The sequence below is a fragment of the Pseudomonas sp. G166 genome, assembly GCF_037027455.2.
Classification (GTDB): domain Bacteria; phylum Pseudomonadota; class Gammaproteobacteria; order Pseudomonadales; family Pseudomonadaceae; genus Aquipseudomonas.
The window spans coordinates 945,762-968,255 of record NZ_CP146985.1; the positions used below are offsets into that span (position 1 = coordinate 945,762).

At 58.8% G+C, this 22,494-nt stretch carries 21 protein-coding genes and 3 tRNA genes; 21 read left to right on the top strand and 3 right to left on the bottom strand.

All coding sequences use genetic code 11. From position 1 onward, the window contains the following. Positions 1–8 precede the first annotated feature (8 nt). Positions 9–413, top strand: coding sequence for an MFS transporter (locus SGN16_RS04070; protein WP_210642796.1), 405 nt, complete (start codon positions 9–11; stop codon positions 411–413). 9 nt (positions 414–422) lie between these two features. Here SGN16_RS04070 and SGN16_RS04075 read toward each other — a convergent pair whose 3' ends face one another. Next, positions 423–731, bottom strand: coding sequence for a YhbY family RNA-binding protein (locus SGN16_RS04075; RefSeq protein WP_003197704.1), 309 nt, complete (start codon positions 729–731; stop codon positions 423–425). A 106-nt stretch (positions 732–837) separates the two neighbouring features. On the opposite strand from SGN16_RS04075, the gene rlmE reads away from it, so the two are divergent. The 16 genes from rlmE to SGN16_RS04155 all read left to right on the top strand — a co-directional run bounded on the left by rlmE (position 838) and on the right by SGN16_RS04155 (position 16,381). Next, positions 838–1,488 (top strand): 23S rRNA (uridine(2552)-2'-O)-methyltransferase RlmE, encoded by a 651-nt coding sequence (gene rlmE, locus SGN16_RS04080; RefSeq protein WP_210642797.1) that lies wholly within the window; start codon positions 838–840, stop codon positions 1,486–1,488. Between the two features lie 192 nt (positions 1,489–1,680). Beyond that, a complete protein-coding gene (ftsH, locus tag SGN16_RS04085) occupies positions 1,681–3,591 on the top strand; it encodes an ATP-dependent zinc metalloprotease FtsH (RefSeq protein ID WP_335943903.1) in 1,911 nt (636 codons plus the stop codon). An 8-nt stretch (positions 3,592–3,599) separates the two neighbouring features. Continuing rightward, positions 3,600–4,451, top strand: a complete 852-nt coding sequence (gene folP / locus SGN16_RS04090; protein ID WP_210642799.1) for a dihydropteroate synthase — start codon at positions 3,600–3,602, stop codon at positions 4,449–4,451. A 16-nt stretch (positions 4,452–4,467) separates the two neighbouring features. Beyond that, a complete protein-coding gene (gene glmM, locus SGN16_RS04095; RefSeq protein WP_335943902.1) occupies positions 4,468–5,805 on the top strand; it encodes a phosphoglucosamine mutase in 1,338 nt (445 codons plus the stop codon). A gap of 66 nt (positions 5,806–5,871) precedes the next feature. Beyond that, positions 5,872–6,627 carry a triose-phosphate isomerase gene (tpiA, locus tag SGN16_RS04100; RefSeq protein WP_210642801.1) on the top strand — a complete coding sequence of 252 codons (756 nt, stop codon included), beginning with the start codon at positions 5,872–5,874 and terminating at the stop codon, positions 6,625–6,627. Positions 6,628–6,631: 4 nt separating this feature from the next. Then, on the top strand, positions 6,632–7,015 hold the full coding sequence (secG, locus tag SGN16_RS04105; RefSeq protein ID WP_210645100.1) for a preprotein translocase subunit SecG: 384 nt from the start codon (positions 6,632–6,634) through the stop codon (positions 7,013–7,015). A 21-nt stretch (positions 7,016–7,036) separates the two neighbouring features. Then, a tRNA-Leu gene (locus SGN16_RS04110) sits at positions 7,037–7,122 on the top strand. A 97-nt stretch (positions 7,123–7,219) separates the two neighbouring features. After that, a tRNA-Met gene (locus tag SGN16_RS04115) sits at positions 7,220–7,296 on the top strand. 140 nt (positions 7,297–7,436) lie between these two features. Continuing rightward, positions 7,437–7,895 (top strand): ribosome maturation factor RimP, encoded by a 459-nt coding sequence (gene rimP / locus SGN16_RS04120; RefSeq protein ID WP_013692254.1) that lies wholly within the window; start codon positions 7,437–7,439, stop codon positions 7,893–7,895. Between the two features lie 59 nt (positions 7,896–7,954). Continuing rightward, positions 7,955–9,436: a transcription termination factor NusA gene (nusA, locus tag SGN16_RS04125; protein WP_003197716.1), complete on the top strand. Its 1,482-nt coding sequence runs from the start codon at positions 7,955–7,957 to the stop codon at positions 9,434–9,436. A gap of 27 nt (positions 9,437–9,463) precedes the next feature. Next, a complete protein-coding gene (gene infB / locus SGN16_RS04130) occupies positions 9,464–11,986 on the top strand; it encodes a translation initiation factor IF-2 (protein WP_210642802.1) in 2,523 nt (840 codons plus the stop codon). Between the two features lie 159 nt (positions 11,987–12,145). Further along, positions 12,146–12,547: a 30S ribosome-binding factor RbfA gene (gene rbfA / locus SGN16_RS04135; RefSeq protein WP_003177871.1), complete on the top strand. Its 402-nt coding sequence runs from the start codon at positions 12,146–12,148 to the stop codon at positions 12,545–12,547. 3 nt (positions 12,548–12,550) lie between these two features. After that, positions 12,551–13,468 (top strand): tRNA pseudouridine(55) synthase TruB, encoded by a 918-nt coding sequence (truB, locus tag SGN16_RS04140; RefSeq protein ID WP_060739216.1) that lies wholly within the window; start codon positions 12,551–12,553, stop codon positions 13,466–13,468. Between the two features lie 143 nt (positions 13,469–13,611). Further along, positions 13,612–13,881 carry a 30S ribosomal protein S15 gene (rpsO, locus tag SGN16_RS04145; protein WP_003197723.1) on the top strand — a complete coding sequence of 90 codons (270 nt, stop codon included), beginning with the start codon at positions 13,612–13,614 and terminating at the stop codon, positions 13,879–13,881. 193 nt (positions 13,882–14,074) lie between these two features. Next, entirely contained in the window at positions 14,075–16,180 is a 2,106-nt protein-coding gene (gene pnp / locus SGN16_RS04150; RefSeq protein ID WP_058543783.1) for a polyribonucleotide nucleotidyltransferase, read from the top strand. 125 nt (positions 16,181–16,305) lie between these two features. After that, positions 16,306–16,381, top strand: a tRNA-Thr gene (locus SGN16_RS04155). 10 nt (positions 16,382–16,391) lie between these two features. Here SGN16_RS04155 and SGN16_RS04160 read toward each other — a convergent pair. Further along, complete coding sequence (locus SGN16_RS04160) at positions 16,392–16,940, bottom strand: hypothetical protein (RefSeq protein WP_335943901.1); 549 nt, start codon at positions 16,938–16,940, stop codon at positions 16,392–16,394. Positions 16,941–17,243: 303 nt separating this feature from the next. Between SGN16_RS04160 and SGN16_RS04165 the strand changes: the two genes are divergently transcribed. Next, the gene (locus SGN16_RS04165; RefSeq protein ID WP_335943900.1) at positions 17,244–17,549 is read left to right on the top strand and encodes a DUF6388 family protein; all 306 of its coding nucleotides are present in this window, start codon (positions 17,244–17,246) and stop codon (positions 17,547–17,549) included. A 39-nt stretch (positions 17,550–17,588) separates the two neighbouring features. Here SGN16_RS04165 and nadC read toward each other — a convergent pair whose 3' ends face one another. Continuing rightward, entirely contained in the window at positions 17,589–18,437 is an 849-nt protein-coding gene (gene nadC, locus SGN16_RS04170) for a carboxylating nicotinate-nucleotide diphosphorylase (RefSeq protein ID WP_210642804.1), read from the bottom strand. Between the two features lie 314 nt (positions 18,438–18,751). On the opposite strand from nadC, the gene SGN16_RS04175 reads away from it, so the two are divergent. The 3 genes from SGN16_RS04175 to ampE all read left to right on the top strand — a co-directional run bounded on the left by SGN16_RS04175 (position 18,752) and on the right by ampE (position 22,422). Further along, positions 18,752–20,965 (top strand): DUF1631 domain-containing protein, encoded by a 2,214-nt coding sequence (locus tag SGN16_RS04175; RefSeq protein ID WP_335943899.1) that lies wholly within the window; start codon positions 18,752–18,754, stop codon positions 20,963–20,965. Between the two features lie 63 nt (positions 20,966–21,028). Then, positions 21,029–21,589: a 1,6-anhydro-N-acetylmuramyl-L-alanine amidase AmpD gene (gene ampD / locus SGN16_RS04180; protein ID WP_210642806.1), complete on the top strand. Its 561-nt coding sequence runs from the start codon at positions 21,029–21,031 to the stop codon at positions 21,587–21,589. Further along, complete coding sequence (gene ampE / locus SGN16_RS04185; protein WP_210642807.1) at positions 21,586–22,422, top strand: regulatory signaling modulator protein AmpE; 837 nt, start codon at positions 21,586–21,588, stop codon at positions 22,420–22,422. The genes ampD and ampE overlap by 4 nt, the downstream gene beginning before the upstream one ends. Positions 22,423–22,494: the final 72 nt, after the last annotated feature.

Below are 22,494 nucleotides of genomic sequence, written 5' to 3' on the forward strand. Positions count from 1 at the left end.
CTGGCGCCATGATCTGGCAGCTCACCCAGATGTTATGGGTGGGCGGCGTCTGGTTGTTGCACGTCGGTTTGCTGCCGGTGCTGGGCCGAATCGGCCTGGCGCCGCTGCTTATCGATGAAATTGCCGGCATGCTGACGGCGCTGTTGGTGGGATTCTGCGCGGTGTGTGTGGTGTTCCAGGCTTTGGTGCTGGTTCAGGCCGAGGGCCTTGCCAGTCTATGGCGCGACATTCGTGGGCAATTGCTGCTCATGGCGTTGTACGCGTGCGGGATGTTTTTTGCGGTGCGTCTTGGCTGGCCGCAAGCGAGCCAGTGGCAGGTATTCAGTTACCTGGTGCTGGGGTTTTCCGGATTGGTGCTGGTGTTGCAGCCGGTTCCCGGATGGAGTGGCAGGGTGTGCGAAGCACACCCTTGACCCTTGGTATCACTTGAAGCGGTGAACGTTCGACAGTTGCTTGTTGACGCTGAAATTCTTGCGATAAATCAGTGCCATTTTGCCGATGACCTGTACCAGGTCTGCCTTGCCGGTCTTGCACAGTTCAGCAACGGCAGCCAGGCGGGCTTCGCGATCGAGGATGTTGAGCTTGATCTTGATCAGCTCGTGATCGCTCAGCGCGCGTTCCAGTTCGGCGAGTACGCCTTCAGTCAAACCGTTGTCAGCCACAGTCAAAACCGGTTTCAGATGGTGGCCAATGGATTTGTATTGTTTCTTCTGCTCTTGAGTGAGCGGCATAATCTGACCCCTGCGTCTGATCTTGTAAAAAGCGGCGGCCAGTTTACCCGAGCAAGTCCGGGACCGCCCACTTAATCACGACCCGTTTTATTTTTAGAGGTGGCCCGTGGCCCGTTCCAAGACTAGCCAGAACTGGCTCAGAGAGCATTTCAACGATCCATACGTCAAAATGGCGCAAAAAGACGGCTATCGCTCGCGTGCCAGCTATAAATTGTTGGAGATTCAGGAAAAGGATCGTTTGATCCGTCCAGGCATGACTGTGATCGACCTCGGCGCGGCGCCAGGTGGGTGGTCCCAGGTGACCAGTCGTCTGATCGGCGGTCAGGGCCGCTTGATCGCTTCCGATATCCTGGAAATGGACAGCATCCCCGATGTGACCTTCATCCAGGGGGATTTCACGGAAGACGCCGTCCTGGCAAAAATTCTGGAGGCCGTCGGAAATACGCAGGTTGACCTTGTGATTTCCGATATGGCCCCCAATATGAGTGGATTAGCGGCTGTCGACATGCCTCGTGCAATGTTCCTCAGCGAGCTGGCCCTGGATCTTGCCGGGCGGGTTTTGCGTCCGGGCGGTGATTTTTTGATCAAGGTCTTCCAAGGTGAAGGCTTCGACGAGTACCACAAGGGCATGCGCAAACTGTTCGACAAGGTGCAAATGCGCAAGCCATTGTCGTCCCGCGACCGCTCTCGCGAGCAGTATCTGCTGGCGCGAGGCTTCCGCGGGATTGAAGGCGCAGCCAGCGATGAGCGTCTTTGATACGGGGCGATAGTTTTTTTTGTCTCGCGTTGCGAAAGTTGCGTAACGAAAATTACGCGACCAAAGTTTCACAAAGGGTTACAGACGGCGCCTGCCAGAGTCGTAGGTAATGTAGTAAGTTAGGCCGGTGAATATCATGCGAAGCGCGCGCCAGTAGCGGAGCTTGCTTCAGAGGGTAGTTAATTGAACGATATGGCAAAGAATCTGATCCTGTGGTTGATCATCGCCGCTGTCCTTGTGACCGTGATGAACAACTTCTCCAGCCCTAACGAGCCGCAGACCCTCAACTATTCCGACTTCATCCAGCAGGTCAAGGATGGCAAGGTCGAGCGCGTGGCCGTCGATGGCTATGTGATTACCGGCAAGCGCACCGATGGCGACAACTTCAAGACCATTCGTCCGGCAATCCAGGACAATGGTCTGATCGGCGACCTGGTGGACAATCATGTCGTGGTCGAAGGCAAGCAGCCTGAGCAGCAAAGCATCTGGACCCAACTCCTGGTGGCCAGCTTCCCGATCCTGGTGATCATCGCGGTGTTCATGTTCTTCATGCGCCAGATGCAGGGCGGTGCCGGCGGCAAGGGCGGGCCGATGAGCTTTGGTAAAAGCAAGGCCCGGCTGCTCTCGGAAGATCAGGTAAAGACTACCCTGGCCGACGTTGCAGGTTGCGACGAAGCCAAGGAAGAGGTCGGTGAACTGGTCGAATTCCTGCGCGATCCGGGCAAGTTCCAGCGATTGGGCGGCCGCATTCCACGCGGCGTTCTGATGGTCGGCCCGCCGGGTACCGGTAAAACCTTGCTGGCCAAGGCTATTGCCGGCGAAGCCAAGGTGCCGTTCTTCACCATTTCCGGTTCCGATTTCGTTGAAATGTTCGTTGGCGTGGGTGCCAGCCGTGTTCGTGACATGTTCGAGCAGGCCAAGAAACACGCCCCTTGCATCATTTTCATCGATGAAATCGACGCCGTTGGTCGCCATCGTGGCGCCGGCATGGGTGGCGGTCACGACGAGCGCGAGCAGACCCTCAACCAGTTGTTGGTCGAGATGGACGGTTTCGAAATGAATGACGGCATCATCGTGATCGCCGCCACCAACCGTCCGGACGTACTCGACCCTGCGCTGCTGCGTCCTGGCCGTTTCGACCGTCAGGTTGTGGTGGGGCTGCCGGACATTCGTGGTCGTGAGCAGATCCTCAAGGTCCACATGCGCAAAGTGCCGATGGGTGACGATGTTGCTCCGGCAGTGATCGCTCGCGGTACGCCGGGCTTTTCCGGTGCCGACCTTGCGAACCTGGTCAACGAAGCGTCGCTGTTCGCCGCTCGTACCGGCAAGCGCATCGTGGAAATGAAGGAATTCGAACTGGCCAAGGACAAGATCATGATGGGCGCGGAGCGCAAATCCATGGTCATGTCGGAGAAAGAAAAGCAGAACACGGCTTACCACGAGGCGGGTCATGCAATCGTCGGTCGTGTGGTGCCCGAGCATGATCCGGTCTACAAGGTCTCGATCATTCCGCGCGGTCGTGCCCTGGGTGTGACCATGTTCCTGCCGGAAGAAGATCGCTACAGCCTGTCCAAGCGAGCGCTGATCAGCCAGATCTGCTCGTTGTATGGCGGTCGTATTGCCGAGGAGATGACCCTGGGCTTCGACGGTGTGACCACTGGTGCCTCCAATGACATCATGCGTGCCAGCCAGATTGCTCGAAACATGGTCACCAAGTGGGGGCTGTCCGAGAAGCTGGGGCCGTTGATGTATGCCGAGGAGGAGGGCGAGGTGTTCCTCGGTCGTGGCGGTAGCGGCCAGCACGCCAGTTTCTCTGGCGAGACGGCCAAGCTGATCGACTCCGAAGTTCGTAGCATCATTGACCAATGCTATGGCACTGCCAGGCAGATTCTCACGGACAACCGTGACAAGCTCGATGCCATGGCTGACGCCCTGATGAAGTACGAAACCATTGATGCCGACCAGATCGACGACATCATGGCCGGTCGTGTACCCCGTGAACCGCGGGACTGGTCTGGTGGTACCGGTACCTCGGGTACGCCTCCTGCGGTACAGGGCGAGCGTCCTGAAACGCCGATCGGCGGTCCGGCTGCTGACGTCTAAGGCTTGAAATGACTTCTGTTCAGTCCTCGACCCGGTTGCCTTGCGGCAACCGGGTTCTTGATTTGGCCCATGTGCATGTCATGGGCATTCTCAATGTCACTCCCGATTCCTTTTCCGATGGTGGTCGATTCAGCCAGCTCGACGCTGCGTTGCGGCATGCCGAGGCGATGGTGGCCGCCGGTGCGACGCTGATCGACGTTGGTGGCGAATCGACCCGGCCGGGCGCACGGGCAGTCTCGCCTACCGAAGAGCTGGAGCGAGTTGCGCCAATTGTCGAGCGTATACACCGCGAACTCGATGTCATTATATCGGTCGATACCTCCACGCCGGCGGTCATGCGCGAAACTGCGCGACTGGGCGCGGGCTTGATCAACGATGTACGATCCTTGCAGCGCGATGGCGCCCTGGATGCTGCCGCCGCCACTGGTTTGCCGGTTTGCCTGATGCATATGCTCGGCGAGCCCGGGACCATGCAGAACGACCCGCACTATCAGAATGTGACCAGGGAAGTCGGTGAGTTCCTGGCGGAGCGTCTGGATCAGTGTGCTGCTGTGGGCATTCCGGCCGAGCGGGTCATTCTTGATCCAGGGTTCGGCTTTGCCAAGACGCTGGCTCATAATCTGAGCCTTTTCAAACATATGGATGCCTTGCATGCGCTGGGGCGGCCCCTGTTGGTCGGGGTTTCGCGAAAGAGCATGATAGGCAATGCCCTGGGTCGTCCGGTGGGAGAGCGCCTGTATGGTGGTCTCGCGCTCGCTGCCTTGGCCATTACAAAAGGTGCGCGCATATTGCGGGTGCACGATGTGGCCGAAACGATGGACGTTGTGCGGATGATCGCAGCAGTGGATTCAGCCGAATAAGAATGACGGAGCACTTATGAGCAAGAAATACTTTGGCACCGACGGTATTCGTGGTCGGGTCGGCGAATACCCTATTACCCCTGATTTCATGCTCAAGCTCGGCTGGGCGGCCGGCATGGCATTCCGCAAAATGGGAGCCTGCAAGGTGCTGGTCGGCAAGGACACCCGAATTTCCGGCTACATGTTCGAATCGGCGCTCGAGGCCGGCCTGACGTCGGCGGGCGCCGATGTGATGCTGTTGGGCCCGATGCCGACGCCGGCCATTGCCTACCTGACGCGTACATTCCAGGCCCAGGCTGGCATCGTGATCAGTGCTTCGCACAACCCGCATGATGACAACGGCATCAAGTTCTTCTCCGGCCAGGGTACCAAGCTGCCGGATGATATCGAGCTGATGATCGAAGAGCTGCTGGACACGCCGATGACGGTGGTTGAGTCGAGCAAGATCGGCAAAGTGTCGCGGATCAACGATGCGTCGGGGCGCTACATCGAGTTCTGCAAAGGCAGCGTACCGACCGGTACCAGCTTTTCGGGCCTGAAAATCGTGGTCGATTGCGCTCATGGTGCAACCTATAAAGTCGCGCCGAGTGTATTTCGCGAGTTGGGTGCCGAGGTGGCTGTGCTCTCTGCCCAGCCAAACGGGCTGAACATCAATCACAACTGTGGCTCCACCCATACCGAGGCGTTGCAGGCAGCGGTGCTGGCCGAACAGGCAGATCTGGGGATTGCCTTCGATGGCGACGGTGATCGAGTCCTGATGGTCGATCACACCGGTACGGTTGTCGATGGTGATGAGTTGCTGTTCATCATTGCTCGCGATCTGCACGCGCGCGGCAAGCTGCAGGGCGGAGTGGTCGGTACGTTGATGAGCAACCTCGGGCTCGAGTTGGCCTTGGCGGACCTGGATATCCCCTTCGTGCGGGCCAATGTGGGTGACCGCTACGTGATCTCGGAGTTGCTGGAGCGCAGTTGGGTGATTGGGGGCGAGAACTCCGGTCACATCGTGTGCTTCGACCATACCACCACGGGTGATGCGATCATCGCTGCCTTGCAGGTACTGATGGCGCTCAAGGCGCGCAATGAAGGGCTCGCACAGTCGCGCCAGGCTTTGCGTAAATGTCCTCAGGTGCTGATCAACGTGCGTTTCGGTGGTGGTGAGAACCCGATCGAGCATGAGACGGTCAAGCAGGCCAGCGAGCGTGTAACGCAGGCGATGGGCGGGCGCGGGCGTGTGTTGTTGCGCAAGTCCGGCACTGAGCCATTGGTGCGTGTCATGGTCGAGGGCGAGGATGAGGCACAGGTTCGCGGTTATGCCGAAGAGCTGGCAAAACTTGTTACTGAAGTTTCTGCCTGAATTCGGCTTGCCAGTCATGAATCGGTTGGGTAACATCTGCGCCCACTTTGACCGACGAGGTACAGCATGCGTCGCCCTATGGTAGCTGGTAACTGGAAGATGCACGGTACCCGCGCCAGCGTCGCTGAGCTGATCAATGGCCTTCGTCATCTGGCCTTGCCAAGCGGTGTTGATGTCGCGGTATTCCCGCCCTGCTTGTATATCAATCAAGTGATTGATGGCTTGAAGGGTAAGTCGATTTCGGTCGGCGCGCAGAATTCTGCGGTGGAGCCCATGCAAGGCGCGTTGACCGGTGAAATTGCGCCGAGTCAGTTGGTGGATGCAGGTTGTTCCCTGGTCTTGGTCGGGCATTCAGAGCGTCGCCTGATCATGCGCGAGCAGGACAGCACCTTGATTCGCAAATTTGCTGCGGCTCAGGCCTGTGGTCTGATTCCGGTGTTGTGTGTAGGGGAAACCCTCGAGCAGCGTGAAGCTGGGAAGACCCTTGAAGTTGTCGGGCGTCAGCTGGGCAGCATCATAGAAGACTTGGGTGTCGGTGCTTTTGCAAAGGCAGTCATTGCTTACGAGCCGGTCTGGGCCATTGGCACCGGGCTGACTGCTTCGCCGCAACAGGCGCAGGATGTGCACGCCGCCATTCGCGCGCAGTTGGCGGCAGAGAATTCTGAAGTGGCACGAGGTGTGCGGCTTCTATACGGCGGCAGCGTGAAGGCGGCCAATGCGGTCGAACTGTTCGGCATGCCGGATATCGATGGGGGGCTCATTGGTGGAGCGTCCCTGAATGCAGATGAGTTCGGTGCGATTTGTCGCGCCGCGGGAAACTGAAAAAATGCTGGAAACAGTCGTAGTCGTTTTTCATCTGCTGGGTGCACTGGGCGTAGTTGCTCTCGTATTGCTGCAGCAGGGTAAAGGTGCGGATGCTGGTGCGTCTTTCGGTGCAGGTGCTTCAAATACTGTGTTCGGAAGCCAAGGTTCCTCTACCTTTCTTAGTAAGTTTACTGCTATACTTGCCGCCGCTTTCTTCATGACCAGCTTGGGGTTAGGTTACTTTGCTAAAGAGAAGGCTCATGAGCTGACTCAAGTAGGTTTGCCAAACCCAGCAGTGCTGGAAGCGCCAAAGCAACAACCGGCTTCTGATGATGTCCCGGTGCTTCAAGAGCAAAAGTCGGCCAACCCGGCGACTGACGTACCTCCAGCTCAAGAGCAGAAGTAAGAAGGTTTCAAACGCTGTATTGCCGAGGTGGTGGAATTGGTAGACACGCAACCTTGAGGTGGTTGTGCCCATAGGGTGTAGGGGTTCGAGTCCCCTTCTCGGTACCAATTATCAGGAGAGCCCGCGATTGCGGGCTTTCTTGTAGGTGGAAGGGTTACATTGACCCTGTAAGGGATCGGTCGTATACTTCCGCCCCAGCTTTGTCGCGGGATGGAGCAGTCTGGTAGCTCGTCGGGCTCATAACCCGAAGGTCGTCGGTTCAAATCCGGCTCCCGCAACCAGTTTCAGGGGCCCCTTCCAAGGGGCTTTTTGTTAGCTGGACACTTTACAACGCCGCTATTCGACGGCGTTTCAGGGATGGGCGATTCGCCCATTTTTTTTTATTTGCACAGCATGCACAAACATGCACGAGGGGGTTCAGGTGTCGAGCAAGCTAGAACAGTTGCAGGCCTTGTTGGCCCCGGTGGTCGTGGCCCTTGGCTATGAATGCTGGGGTATTGAGTTTTCGGCTCAAGGTCGCCACTCACTGTTGCGCGTTTATATCGATAAGGAAGGCGGCGTGTTGGTGGATGATTGCGCCATCGTCAGCCGTCAGATCAGCGGTGTACTGGATGTCGAAGATCCAATCACCTCCGAATACACCCTTGAAGTTTCCTCGCCTGGCATGGAACGCCCTCTGTTCACCCTTGAACAGTTTGCTTCGTTTGCCGGTGAACAAGTGAAGATCAAGCTGCGCTCGCCTTTCGAAGGTCGACGCAACTTTCAAGGCCTTCTGCGCGGTGTAGAAGAGCAGGACGTCGTGGTGCAGGTAGATGACCATGAGTTCCTGTTGCCGATCGATATGATCGACAAGGCCAACATTATTCCCAGTTTTGACTGATACGTGCCAGATACTGCGGATCCCGCGGATCCAATGGCTTGCGAAAGGCGAGGCGTACGATGAGCAAAGAAGTACTGCTGGTTGTTGAGTCGGTATCCAATGAAAAGGGCGTACCGGCTAACGTTATTTTTGAAGCGCTGGAGTTGGCTCTGGCCACTGCCACTAAAAAGCGATTTGAAGACGAAGTTGATTTGCGTGTGGAAATCAATCGCCACACCGGTGCCTATGAGACTTTCCGTCGCTGGACGGTAGTCGAGGAAGCCGACCTGGACGATCCGGCTATCGAAACCTGGCCGAGCAAGGTTGCAGAAACGCATCCTGGCGCCAAGGTTGGTGATGTCGTCGAAGAAAAAATCGAATCCATCGAGTTCGGTCGCATTGCTGCACAGACTGCCAAGCAAGTCATTGTGCAAAAAGTTCGCGAAGCAGAGCGTGCACAAGTTGTCGACGCCTATCGCGAGCGCCTGGGGGAAATCATCTCCGGCACCGTGAAAAAAGTTACCCGCGACAACGTGATCGTCGACCTGGGCAACAACGCCGAAGCGTTGCTGGCCCGTGAAGACATTATTTCTCGCGAAACTTTCCGAGTTGGCGTGCGCCTGCGCGCGTTGCTCAAGGAAATCCGCACCGAGAACCGCGGCCCGCAGCTGATCCTGTCGCGTACCGCGCCGGAAATGCTGATCGAGTTGTTCCGCATCGAAGTGCCGGAAATTGCTGAAGGCCTGATCGAAGTAATGGCTGCCTCCCGTGATCCGGGTTCGCGTGCCAAGATCGCGGTCCGCTCCAAGGACAAGCGCATCGACCCGCAGGGTGCTTGCATCGGCATGCGTGGTTCGCGTGTCCAGGCCGTATCCGGCGAGTTGGGCGGCGAGCGTGTGGACATCGTCCTGTGGGACGATAACCCGGCTCAGTTTGTGATCAACGCCATGTCGCCTGCTGAAGTGGCGGCAATTATCGTCGACGAAGATGCCCATGCCATGGACATCGCCGTTGGCGCAGACAATCTCGCTCAGGCCATCGGTCGTGGTGGTCAGAACGTGCGTCTGGCTAGCCAACTGACCGGCTGGACCCTGAACGTGATGACCGAATCGGACATCCAGGCTAAGCAACAAGCTGAAACCGGCGACATCCTGCGCAATTTCATCGACGAGCTGGAAGTCGATGAAGAGTTGGCACAGGTGCTGGTGGATGAAGGCTTTACCAGCCTGGAAGAGATTGCCTACGTACCGGTGGAAGAAATGCTCAACATCGACGGCTTTGACGAGGAGATCGTCAACGAGCTTCGCGCTCGGGCCAAGGATCGTTTGTTGACCAAAGCTATCGCTACTGAGGAAAAGCTGGCAGACGCCCATCCGGCCGAAGACCTGCTCTCGCTTGAGGGCATGGACAAGGATTTGGCGATGGAACTGGCGGTGCGCGGCGTAATTACCCGCGAAGACCTGGCCGAGCAGTCTATTGACGATCTGCTCGACATCGACGGCATTGACGATGATCGTGCCGGCAAGTTGATCATGGCCGCCCGAGCCCACTGGTTCGAGTAATTAGGCGCGGCCTGAGGAGAGAAGTGCATGACGCAAGTCACGGTGAAACAACTGGCCGATGAGGTCAAAACACCGGTAGAGCGCCTGTTGCAGCAGATGCGTGAGGCAGGTCTGCCGCACACCGCCGCCGAGGAACATGTGACCGACAGTGAGAAGCAGTCCCTGCTGACTCACTTGAAGAGCAGTCACAAGGCGAAAGTGGAAGAACCGCGCAAGATCACTCTGCAGCGTAAAACCACCAGCACCCTGCGTGTTGCCGGTAGCAAAAGCATCAGCGTTGAAGTACGCAAGAAGAAAGTCTTCGTACAGCGCAGCCCGGAAGAAATCGAAGCCGAGCGCAAACGCGAACTGGAAGAACGTCGCGCAGTAGAAAATGCTGCACGTCAGAAGGCTGAAGAAGAAGCCAAGCGTCGCGCCGAAGAAGAAGCGCGTCGCCAGCCTGCTGCTGCGCAATCGGCTCCGGTCGAAGCTGTTGCGGCACCTGCCGCAGTCGCCGAGCCTGTGCGTGAAAGCGCACCGGTCGTGGCGCCAGCGCCTGCACCTGCGGCTGATACTCGCAAGCGCGACGAACAGCGTCGTCCGGACAAACCACGTGCCGACGACAACCGTCGTGGCAGTGGTGATGGCGAGCGCAAAAATGCTCCTCATCGTGCTTCGGTCAAGGAAAAGGCGCCGGCACCACGCGTTGCGCCACGTACCACCGACGAAGAAAGCGATGGCTTCCGTCGCGGCGGTCGCGGCAAGGCCAAGCTGAAGAAACGCAACGCCCACGGTTTCCAGAGCCCTACCGGCCCTGTCGTGCGTGAAGTGAAGATCGGCGAGACCATCACTGTGGGCGATCTGGCCCAGCAGATGTCGGTCAAGGCTGCTGAAATCATCAAGTTCATGTTCAAGCTGGGTACGCCGGCCACCATCAATCAGGTACTGGATCAGGAAACTGCCCAACTGGTTGCTGAAGAGCTGGGCCACAAAGTGACCCTGGTCAGCGACACTGCCCTGGAAGACTCCCTGGCCGAGTCCCTGAAGTTTGAAGGTGAGGCGGTTTCCCGTGCGCCGGTCGTGACCGTAATGGGCCACGTTGACCACGGTAAAACTTCCCTGCTCGACTACATTCGTCGTGCGAAGGTTGCGGCAGGTGAGGCTGGCGGTATTACCCAGCACATCGGTGCCTACCACGTTGAAACCGACCGCGGCATGGTGACGTTCCTCGACACCCCGGGTCACGCCGCGTTTACCGCGATGCGTGCCCGTGGTGCCAAGGCGACTGACATCGTGATCCTGGTGGTTGCGGCGGACGACGGCGTGATGCCGCAAACCATCGAAGCCGTTCAGCATGCCAAGGCTGCTGGCGTACCGCTGGTGGTTGCGGTGAACAAGATCGACAAGCCGGGCGCCGATCTCGATCGCATCCGTAGCGAACTGTCGGTTCACGGCGTGACCTCCGAAGAGTGGGGTGGCGACACTCCATTCGTACCGGTCTCGGCGAAGATGGGTACCGGTGTTGACGAACTGCTCGAAGCTGTTCTGTTGCAAGCCGAAGTCCTGGAACTGACTGCGACACCTTCGGCTCCTGGCCGTGGTGTGGTCGTTGAATCGCGTCTCGACAAGGGCCGTGGTCCGGTTGCGACCGTCCTGGTTCAAGACGGTACCCTGCGCCAAGGCGACATGGTACTGGTCGGTTCGAACTACGGCCGTGTACGTGCCATGCTCGACGAGAACGGCAAGTCCATCAAGGAAGCCGGTCCGGCTATCCCGGTCGAGATCCTCGGCCTGGACGGCACCCCGGACGCTGGCGACGAGATGAGCGTTGTGGCTGACGAGAAGAAAGCCCGTGAAGTGGCTCTGTTCCGTCAAGGCAAGTTCCGCGAAGTCAAACTGGCTCGTGCTCACGCAGGCAAGCTGGAAAACATCTTCGAGAACATGGGTCAGGAAGAGAAGAAGACGCTCAACATCGTCCTCAAATCCGACGTCCGTGGTTCCCTCGAAGCGTTGAACGGCGCCTTGAATGGCCTGGGTAACGACGAAGTGCAAGTGCGTGTGGTCGGTGGCGGTGTCGGTGGTATCACCGAATCCGATGCCAACCTGGCACTGGCCTCCAACGCTGTACTGTTCGGCTTCAACGTGCGTGCCGATGCCGGCGCTCGCAAGATCGTCGAGCAGGAAGGCCTGGATATGCGTTACTACAACGTGATCTACGACATCATCGAAGACGTCAAGAAAGCCCTGACCGGTATGTTGGGCAGCGACGTGCGGGAGAACATCCTGGGCGTGGCTGAAGTACGTGACGTGTTCCGTTCGCCGAAGTTCGGCGCGATCGCCGGTTGCATGGTGATCGAAGGTGTCGTTCACCGTAACCGTCCAATCCGCGTACTGCGTGAAGACATCGTTATCTTCGAAGGCGAGCTGGAATCCCTGCGCCGCTTCAAGGATGACGCTTCCGAAGTTCGTGCCGGCATGGAATGCGGTATTGGCGTCAAGAGCTACAACGACGTCAAGGTCGGCGACAAGATCGAAGTCTTCGAGAAGGTCCAGGTTGCTCGCAGCCTCTGACTCGCGTACTTCAAGAGCCGCACCGGGCAGCCGCATGAACATGCGCTGCCTCGCTGGCGGGCTCTAAACGCAACGCCCGGTCTGGCTTTTGTCAGGCCGGGCGTTTGCCGCTTTCAGACCTCACGGGTTTGACCGTGGGGCAGTAACAGGTAACAAGACATGGCAAAAGAATATAGCCGTACCCAACGAATCGGCGATCAGATGCAGCGTGAGCTGGCCCAACTGATCCGCCGCGAAGTCAAAGACCCGCGCGTCGGCCTGGTCACCATTACCGCTGTGGAAGTCAGCCGTGACGTCGGTCATGCCAAGATTTTCATCACGGTGATGGGGCAGGACAGCGCCGAAGAAATCGCCCAAAGCATCAAGGTGCTCAACTCGGCAGCCGGTTTCCTGCGTATGCAGTTGGCCCGGGAGATGAAGTTGCGCAGCGTTCCACAGCTGCACTTCCATTACGACGAAAGCGTCGTGCGGGGGGCGCACCTGTCGGCGTTGATCGAACGTGCCGTGGCTGAAGACAGTCAGCACCCGGTTGCGGCTGAACCCGAAGACACCAAGGAGTAATCGGTGGCTCAGGTCAAACGTATCCGTCGTAACGTCAGCGGCATCATCCTGCTCGACAAGCCGTTGGGGTTCACTTCCAACGCGGCGTTGCAGAAGGTTCGCTGGCTGCTCAATGCCGAGAAGGCCGGGCACACCGGTAGCCTCGATCCGTTGGCCACCGGCGTATTGCCGCTGTGCTTCGGTGAGGCGACCAAGTTCTCCCAGTACCTGCTCGATTCCGACAAGGGTTATGAAACCCTGGCGCAACTGGGCAAGACCACCACCACGGCGGACGCCGAGGGTGAGGTTTTGCTGGAGCGCCCGGTGACCGTTGGTCAGGCTGATATCGAAGCTGTGCTGCCAGGATTTCGCGGGCAAATCAGTCAGATACCGCCGATGTACTCGGCCCTCAAGCGTGATGGCCAGCCGTTGTACAAGCTGGCTCGTGCAGGCGAAGTAGTGGAGCGCGAACCGCGTTCTGTTACTATTGCGCGCTTGGAATTGCTGGCCTTTGACGGTAACACTGCGCGGCTGGCCGTGGATTGCAGCAAAGGCACCTATATCCGTACCCTGGTGGAGGATATCGGCGAGCAGCTCGGTTGTGGCGCATACGTGGCAGAATTGCGACGGACCCAGGCCGGGCCTTTCACGTTGGCCCAGACGGTCACGCTCGAAGAGCTCGAAGCGGTACATGCCGAAGGCGGCAACGAAGCGGTCGACCGTTTCCTGATGCCATCGGACAGCGGGCTGCTGGACTGGCCGCTGTTGCAGTTCTCGGAACACAGCGCGTTCTACTGGCTCAACGGCCAGCCGGTACGTGCCCCGGACGCGCCGAAGTTCGGCATGGTTCGGGTGCAGGATCACAATGGTCGCTTCATCGGTATCGGTGAAGTGAGCGAAGACGGGCGTATTGCGCCGCGTCGACTGATTCGGTCGGAATGACCGGAACCAGTCTGCGTAACAGCAGGCTGGCGAGTGTGGCTGTTAACAGGCACGGTCACTACTCATTTATAGATACAGGGATTTGTCCCTGGCCTGTTGAAGCTGTTTCTTTGAAACAGCTTCCTGACTAAAAGGATTGCCTCATGGCTCTCGACGTTCAAGAAAAAGCTCAAATCGTAGCTGACTACCAGCAAGCTGTTGGTGACACTGGTTCGCCAGAAGTGCAAGTTGCACTGCTGACCCACAACATCAACAAACTGCAAGGTCACTTCAAGGCCAACGGTAAAGATCACCACTCCCGTCGTGGTCTGATCCGCATGGTAAACCAGCGTCGTAAGCTGCTGGACTACCTGAAAGGCAAGGACGTGAGCCGTTACAGCGCTCTGATCGCTCGCCTGGGTCTGCGTCGCTAATCAGCGATTGCGCTAGAGGTTGGTTGTCTGTCGTGCGTCAGGGGGTTCCCGCTGGCGTATGGCAGGCTCCCAGCCTCAAGTTTTATCTGGATACACGTTTTACCCTGGACAGACGTCGGGCCGATTCCCGCCATTGCCCAAGAATTTCGCAAGAAGACAAGTTCCCCAAGAGCCACAAAGAAGGTAGGACACCGTGAACCCGGTAATCAAAAAATTCCAATTCGGTCAGTCGACCGTTACCCTCGAGACTGGCCGTATCGCCCGTCAGGCCTCCGGCGCAGTGCTGGTCACCGTTGACGACGACGTCAGCGTATTGGTGACCGTTGTCGGTGCCAAGCAAGCCGATCCAGGCAAAGGCTTCTTCCCTCTGTCTGTTCACTACCAGGAAAAGACTTACGCTGCCGGTAAGATCCCTGGCGGTTTCTTCAAGCGTGAAGGCCGTCCTTCCGAGAAAGAAACCCTGACTTCCCGACTGATCGACCGTCCGATCCGTCCGCTGTTCCCAGAAGGTTTCATGAACGAAGTGCAGGTTGTCTGCACCGTCGTTTCCACCAGCAAGAAAACCGATCCGGACATCGCTGCGATGATCGGTACCTCGGCTGCCCTGGCCATCTCCGGCATTCCTTTCGATGGCCCGATCGGCGCTGCCCGCGTCGCGTTCCACGAAAGCACCGGCTACCTGCTGAACCCGACCTACGAGCAACTGAAGGCGTCGAGCCTGGACATGGTCGTGGCCGGTACTTCCGAAGCGGTGCTGATGGTTGAATCCGAAGCCAAGGAGCTGACCGAAGACCAGATGCTGGGCGCCGTACTGTTCGCCCACGACGAGTTCCAGGTGGTGATCAACGCTGTCAAGGAACTGGCCGCCGAAGCAGCCAAGCCAACCTGGGCCTGGGCTCCACAAGCCGAAGCCACCGAACTGCTGGGCGCGATCCGTGCCGAGTTCGGCGAAGCGATCTCCCAGGCCTACACCATCACCGTCAAAGCCGACCGTTATGCACGTCTGGGCGAGCTGAAAGACCAGGTGGTCGCCAAGTTGTCGGGTGAAGAAGGCCAGCCATCGGCCAGCGACGTCAAAGCCGCTTTCGGTGAAATCGAATACCGCACCGTTCGCGAAAACATCGTCAACGGCAAGCCGCGTATCGACGGTCGCGACACCCGCACCGTACGTCCGCTGAACATCGAAGTTGGCGTCCTGCCAAAGACCCACGGTTCGGCATTGTTCACCCGTGGCGAAACCCAGGCCCTGGTCGTTGCCACACTGGGTACCGCCCGTGACGCGCAACTGCTGGACACCCTGGAAGGCGAAAAGAAAGACCCGTTCATGCTGCACTACAACTTCCCTCCGTTCTCGGTAGGCGAGTGTGGCCGCATGGGTGGCGCCGGTCGCCGCGAAATCGGTCACGGCCGTCTGGCCCGTCGTTCGGTCCAGGCCATGCTGCCAGCCGCTGACGTGTTCCCGTACACCATTCGCGTGGTATCGGAAATCACCGAGTCCAACGGTTCTAGCTCCATGGCTTCGGTCTGCGGCGCTTCCCTGGCCCTGATGGACGCTGGTGTGCCGATGAAGGCGCCGGTTGCCGGTATCGCCATGGGCCTGGTGAAGGAAGGCGAGAAATTCGCCGTCCTGACCGACATCCTGGGTGACGAAGACCACCTGGGCGACATGGACTTCAAAGTGGCTGGTACCGCCAAAGGCGTCACCGCACTGCAGATGGACATCAAGATCAAGGGCATCACCGAAGAGATCATGGAAATCGCCCTGGGCCAGGCCCTGGAAGCGCGCCTGAACATCCTCGGCCAGATGAACCAGATCATCGGTCAGTCCCGTACCGAGCTGTCGGAAAACGCTCCGACCATGATCGCGATGAAAATCGACACCGACAAAATCCGTGATGTCATCGGTAAAGGCGGCGCGACCATCCGTGCGATCTGTGAAGAAACCAAGGCTTCGATCGACATCGAAGACGACGGCTCGATCAAGATCTTCGGCGAAACCAAGGAAGCGGCAGAAGCAGCACGCCAGCGCGTCCTGGGCATCACCGCAGAAGCCGAGATCGGCAAGATCTACGTCGGCAAGGTTGAACGCATCGTCGACTTCGGCGCCTTCGTCAACATCCTGCCGGGCAAGGACGGCCTGGTTCACATCTCCATGCTGAGCGATGCTCGCGTCGAGAAAGTGACTGACATCTTGAAAGAAGGTCAGGAAGTGGAAGTGCTGGTACTGGACGTGGACAACCGCGGCCGTATCAAGCTGTCCATCAAAGACGTGGCAGCAGCCAAGGCATCGGGCGTTTAATCAGCCCTTCGCTTAGCCGCTGAACAAGCAAACGCCCCGACTGGTTCGGGGCGTTTTGCTGTGTGGTGAAAATCCCTGTGTCGCAGGTTGCCTGGCTACGGGGGACGGTGCTAGTTTTAGCCACCGCCCGTGTAGCTCAGCCGGTAGAGCAGCGCACTCGTAACGCGAAGGTCGCAGGTTCGATTCCTGTCTCGGGCACCATCCCCCCTCATTATTTCACCTTCCTGCTCAGTTCCTCGACCGTGCGTTTGAGCTGGTCCATCTGACTGTCCTGATCGCTGAGCTCCCGTTTCAGGGACGAAATCTCGCTGTTGCTCGAACTCGAACTGGAGCCGCTATTGCGCTTGAGTTCTTCCACCTGCTTGCCAAGGTCCTTCAGATCGTCTTCCTGTTCCTTGATCGTACGCTTGAGCTCGTCAATCTCCTTGCTGCTGGAGTTGGAGCTGGATCCACTGTTGCGCTTGAGCTCTTCGATCTGACGGGCCTGTTCGCCAAGGACGCGCTTCTGGTTTTCCAGTTCGTCAGTATTGTTTTTCACGGTTTTTGGCAGGCTTTCCAAGGCGCTGGCGCTGACGTTGGTCTTGACGAGCTTGTACTTATCAAATTGGTCATGATGAAGGGCAGGAATGGCGTCGTCGTAAGACGGCGTAGCGGAGGAGACTTCGACAGCCGCTTGAGCAGCACCAGCCAAGGTCAGGCTGCCGAGTAGCAAAGCCGCGGTAGCAAGCCGGGTCGACGAACGTTTCGAAAAGCTGCGCATCACTGGGGTCCTTGTGAAGTGCCGGCATGGCACATGGCTATGACTGGTTATTTTGACAGATGTTCCCAGGCTCCCCTGGTTTCTCATGCGCATGGTTTTTTGTGGGATAGATGTAAAGAACCGTGTAAATCGTCAGCAAAACGTCCTATATTCGTTGCCTGCATGTGCATCGCCCAGCAGTTTTCAGATGATCCCCGAATGGTTCTGAAGGCCAGATAAACCGGGCTTCACACGGTTTTTTGCGTCAGAGAGATCCTTGATGATCCAGATCCATCTTCCATTCCCCAGATCAACGAGAACGCCATGACTGTTAAAGAATTGAGCCAGGAAGCCAGACACGAAGAAGCGCTGAAGAAGTACGTGCTGGACGCGCCCCAACTGCTGGAAGAGATCAAGGACTTGTCCGCCGACGATCAAAAAGACCAGATCCAGTGGGCATTCGAGGATGAGGCTGAAGCCCAGGGGCTGCAGCCTTGGGAGTTGACGCTCAAGTACACCAGCACGCCTGAAGAGTTCGAGGCGCAGCGCCTTGCGTTGCACAAGGAAGCGGCCGAGGTGTTGGGTGTGGAATGGGATGAATACTGCGAGATGAATAATCTGGTGGTCTGAAAAAAACGCCAGCCTTTTCGAGGCTGGCGTTTTTTGTTGTCAGAGGCTCAGTCGCATCGACAGGTCCACCGCCTTCACATCCTTGGTCATCGCCCCGATCGAGATGTAGTCCACCCCGGTCTCGGCAATCGGGCGCAACGTGCTTTCGTTGATCCCGCCGCTGGCCTCCAGTTTCGCCTTGCCGCCATTCAGGCGCACGGCTTCACGCATGTCGTCCAGGCTCAGTTCGTCGAGCATGATGATGTCGGCATTGGCCGCCAGCGCTTCTTTCAATTCCGCCAGGCTTTCCACTTCTATTTCCACCGGCTTGCCCGGCGCAATCTTGTGGGCGGCGGTGATGGCCTGGGCGATGCCGCCGCAGGCAGCAATGTGGTTTTCCTTGATCAGGAACGCATCGTAGAGCCCGATGCGGTGGTTATGGCAGCCGCCGCAGGTGACGGCGTATTTCTGGGCCAGGCGCAGCCCGGGCAGGGTCTTGCGGGTGTCCAGCAGCTTGACCTGAGTGTCGGCGACGAAATCGGCCAGGTAGCGGGCCCGAGTGGCGACCCCCGAGAGCATTTGCAGGAAGTTCAGCGCACTGCGTTCGCCGGTCAGCAGCGAGCGGGCCGGGCCTTCGAGGTGGAACAGCGCCTGGTTGGGATTCACCCGCTCGCCATCGCGCACTTGCCAATGCACTGCGACGCGCGGGTCCAATTGCCGGAACACCGCATCGACCCAGGCAGTGCCGCTGATGATCGCGGTTTCGCGGGTAATGATGGTGGCCTTGGCCAAGCGTTCGGCGGGGATCAGTTGCGCAGTGATGTCGCCGCTGCCGATGTCTTCGAGCAACGCACGGCGCACGTTGGCTTCGATTTCGGCGGTCAGATCGGCGAGGCGTAGGTTCGGCATAACGGGCTCCACAAACAAAGTGGCCCGATTATAGGCCTGCAGGCCAGTCTCACAAACATTGTTGCTTTTTTGAGCGCGTCTATTGCCGGTCACCAAGCCAAAAGTGAGCGGACCCAAGTGCGGGTACCGAAACCTGCATTTGGTCGCATGCACGCAACATTTACCCGATTCCCCGGTCACTTATTGCGAAGTATTTCGAGCTGGGTCACAGAGTCTGCTGGTACGACGGGGTTCTTTTGCCAGATAATCCGCCTTTCGATTGACGTCATAGCTTTGACGTTGCGAGCCGAAGAATGCCGTTTCAGGAGGCTTGGATGCATAACGACGGGAATGTAGTGCCTTTGCACAAGGTTTCTACCGATCAGGCGAATCATTCGCCGCTCGCCCGCCTGCCTGTGATTCTGCTGCAGGTTCGCGACAAGGCTGCGCAGCAGTTGCGCTTCGGTTTGCAGGGGCTGTTCGATAATGCCGACGATACACTGTTCGAAATGGCAGACCGGGCGCGCAACGATGTCGAACAGAACCTGTTCTTCGAAGCCATGCGCGACTTGCGCCTGAAACGCAAAAGTATTGAGCGCGGGTTTATCGAGCAGTTTTTCGAGGCTTTTGTTGGCCTGGCCCAATACGATCTGACTCAAGCCACCTTGGCCCCCGTTCTGGCCCCGGGCCTCCAGGCTCAGCCGACGCATGACGACCTGGAGCGCCATCTGGCGGTCGAGACCATGGTCACGCGGGTGCTCGGGCGCGATGGTGTGTCGCTCGATCAATTGACGGCCCGCCTTGGCGCATTGCTGGACCGGCCGTTGACGACTCAGCAGAATCCCCTCAGTCCGGCGTTGTTATGTGAGAGCTTTCTCCAGGCCGGACGCAACCTAGGGGTGGGGATCAAGGTCAAGCTGATCCTGCTCAAACTGTTCGAACGCTATGTGCTTAGCGAGTGCGACCAGCTCTATACCGAGGCCAATCAGTTGCTTGCTGCCACTGGGGTCTTGCCGGATCTCAAGGTCTTGCCGTCCCGCCGTGCTTCGGATCGTGTCGACGATAGCCCCCTGCCCCCGGTCGACAACGCTGCCAAGCCCAGGGCTGCGGAGGTGGATGACAGCGTGCACGAGGTATTCGCCGCGTTGCAGAAGCTGCTACGGCAAGTGCGTGGCAGTGTGGCGCCGACGCTGGAGGCCAGCGCTGCGGCCCAGCCGATCTCGACCCGTGACCTGCTGCGACTGCTCTCTCATTTGCAGCAATATGTTCCGGCGCCAACCCTTCAGGACGAATTTGATCTGCGTAGCCAGCTCGAACAACTGCTGACCCGGGTCAGTGTCAGGAGTGGCAAGTCTCGGGTGGTCGAAGGCGCCGACGAGGACGTGATCAACCTGATTTCGATGATGTTCGAGTTCATCCTCGACGACCATAACCTGCCGGACTCCCTCAAGGCCCTGATCGGTCGCCTGCAGATCCCGATGCTCAAGGTGGCGGTGCAAGACAAGAGCTTCTTCAGCCGCGGCAATCATCCGGCCCGGCGCCTGCTCAATGAAATTGCCGCCGCGGCCATGGGCTGGGGCGCTTGCGACGATCATCAGCGCGATAGCCTGTACCTGCGCATCGAGCAGGTGGTGCAGCGCTTATTGAATGATTTCGTCGACGATCCGGCGATTTTCTCCGAACTGCTGGCCGACTTCCTGGCCTTCACCAGCGATGAGCGGCGTCGCAGTGAACTGCTTGAACAGCGCATTCGTGATGCTGAAGAGGGGCGGGCCAAGGCCGAGCTGGCGCGCCAGCGAGTCGAGGGGGCGCTGAATCAGGTCATGCTGGGCAAGGTGTTGCCGCAAGCGGTGGTGGAGTTCGTGCAACACGCCTGGAGCCAGGTGTTGTTGCTGACCTGTTTCAAGCACGGCAAGTATTCGGCCGAGTGGCAGGCCGATGTATCGACCCTGGAACAGTTGGTCTGGAGCGTCCAGCCGCATGATGAACCCGATGCTGGGCTGCGTTTGCTGGCGATAGTGCCAGAGCTGCTCAAGGCCTTGCGCGAAGGCCTGAACCGATCGGCGTTCGACCCGTTTGCCACCAGCGAATTTTTCAGCGAACTGGAGGCTCTGCACGTGCAGGCCCTGGAGCGCATGGGGCAGGCAACGGAGCAGGCCCAGTCGTTCGATTCGCCGGTCATGGTCCAGGTGCAGGAGAAAATTGTCCTGCGTCCCGCTCACAATGCTCCGGCGGACAACGCCGAGGTACGTTTGCCGGCCGATGACGTTGGCCTGATGCAGGTGGATCAATTGCGCCTGGGCAGCTGGGTTGAGTTCCAGGAGGACGATGAAAACAGCCTGCGGTGCAAATTGGCGGCGATCATCGAGGCCACCGGCAAGTACATCTTCGTCAACCGCACCGGCCTGAAAGTGCAGGAGCATAGCCGCACCAGCCTGGCCCTGGAGTTTCGCCGGGGCGCAGTGCGCCTGTTGGACGATACCCTGCTGTTCGATCGGGCGTTGGAGTCGGTGCTGGGCAATCTGCGTCAGCTCAATCGCGGCAAGTGATCGCGCGATCAGGTCCGATCACGGCATACTGGTGGCATCACGGTCGTCTTCGAAGGAACCTGTATGCAGCTGGACCCCGCGAGCGGTTGGTGCGATGGCGTGCGTCATTGCCCATCACCCAACTTCAATGCGCGCCCCGAGGGTGAGATCTCTCTGCTGGTGATCCACAACATCAGCCTGCCGCCGGCACAGTTCGCCACGGGCAAGGTGCAGGAATTCTTCCAGAATCGTCTGGATGTCACGGAACATCCCTACTTTGCCGGTATTGCCGACCTGCGCGTGTCTGCGCATTTCCTGATCGAGCGTGACGGCAACGTGACCCAGTTTGTCTCCTGTCTGGATCGTGCGTGGCATGCAGGCGTCTCGTGCTTTGAGGGGCGGGAGACGTGTAACGATTTTTCCATAGGCATCGAGCTTGAAGGCACCGATGATCTGCCTTTCACCGACGCACAATATGCCGTACTGGTGGACCTGACCCGGCAGTTGCAGGCAGCGTTCACGGCGATCACGGTGCAGCGTATCTGCGGGCACAGCGACATTGCCCCTGGGCGCAAGACCGATCCGGGGCCGGCATTTGACTGGGCGCGCTATCGCGTGGCCCTGACAGAAGGGGAAGGACAATGAGTTTTCTGGTGTTGCTGCTGGCGGTCTGGATCGAGAAGTTCTCGGCCTTGCGCCAGCGGATCCAGCGCGACGGCGGTTGGTTGCGTGAACTGAACAAGCTGGAGGCGAGCCCGCGTTGGGCTAACCGGCCCTGGTTGGTGCTGGTGGTGATGGTTCTGCTGCCCGTGGCAGTGCTGGCGCTGCTGCTGTGGGTGCTGGAGCCGGTGGCCTATGGGCTGCTGGCGTTGCCGGTGCATTTGCTAGTGGTGATTTACAGCCTGGGGCGCGGCGATCTATTGGCAGACCTGGGGCCGTTTCGCGATGCGTGGCGTCGCGAAGACCTGCAAGCGGCGGCCCATGTGGCCAAGCGCGACCTGGGTATTGAAGCCGATGACGGCGAGCGGTTGCTGGAGCGGGTCCAGGGGCATTTGTTGTGGCAGGCCTACCAGAGCTTTTTTGCGGTGATTTTCTGGTACTTCCTGTTGGGCCCGGTCGCGGCCCTGAGCTATCGCCTGCTGGCCCTGGCCGCCGAGCACAGCCAGAACGCCGGCGTGGCCGAGCGGGCCGCGCAGATGCGCCATGCCTTCGACTGGGTGCCGGTGCGGCTGCTGGCGGCGAGCTTCGCCCTGGTGGGCAACTTCGTGGCGGTCAGCCGGGTCATGCTCCATGAGCTGTTGAACTGGAACATCAGCGCCGCCGACCTCATCGACAAGGTTGGCCTGGTGGCCGGCGAGATTCCCGCGCCCGTCGCCGGGCCGGATGGCATCAACAGCCTGGATCGGCTCTGGGAGTTGCTGCTGCGTTCGGCGGTGCTCTGGTATGCCGGGTTTGCGTTGTGGACGGTGTTGGCTTAGGCAAGCACGTTCTCTGGTGGCGAGGGAGTTCTGTGGGAGCAAGCCCTGCTCCCACAGATAAACGGCCTCGCC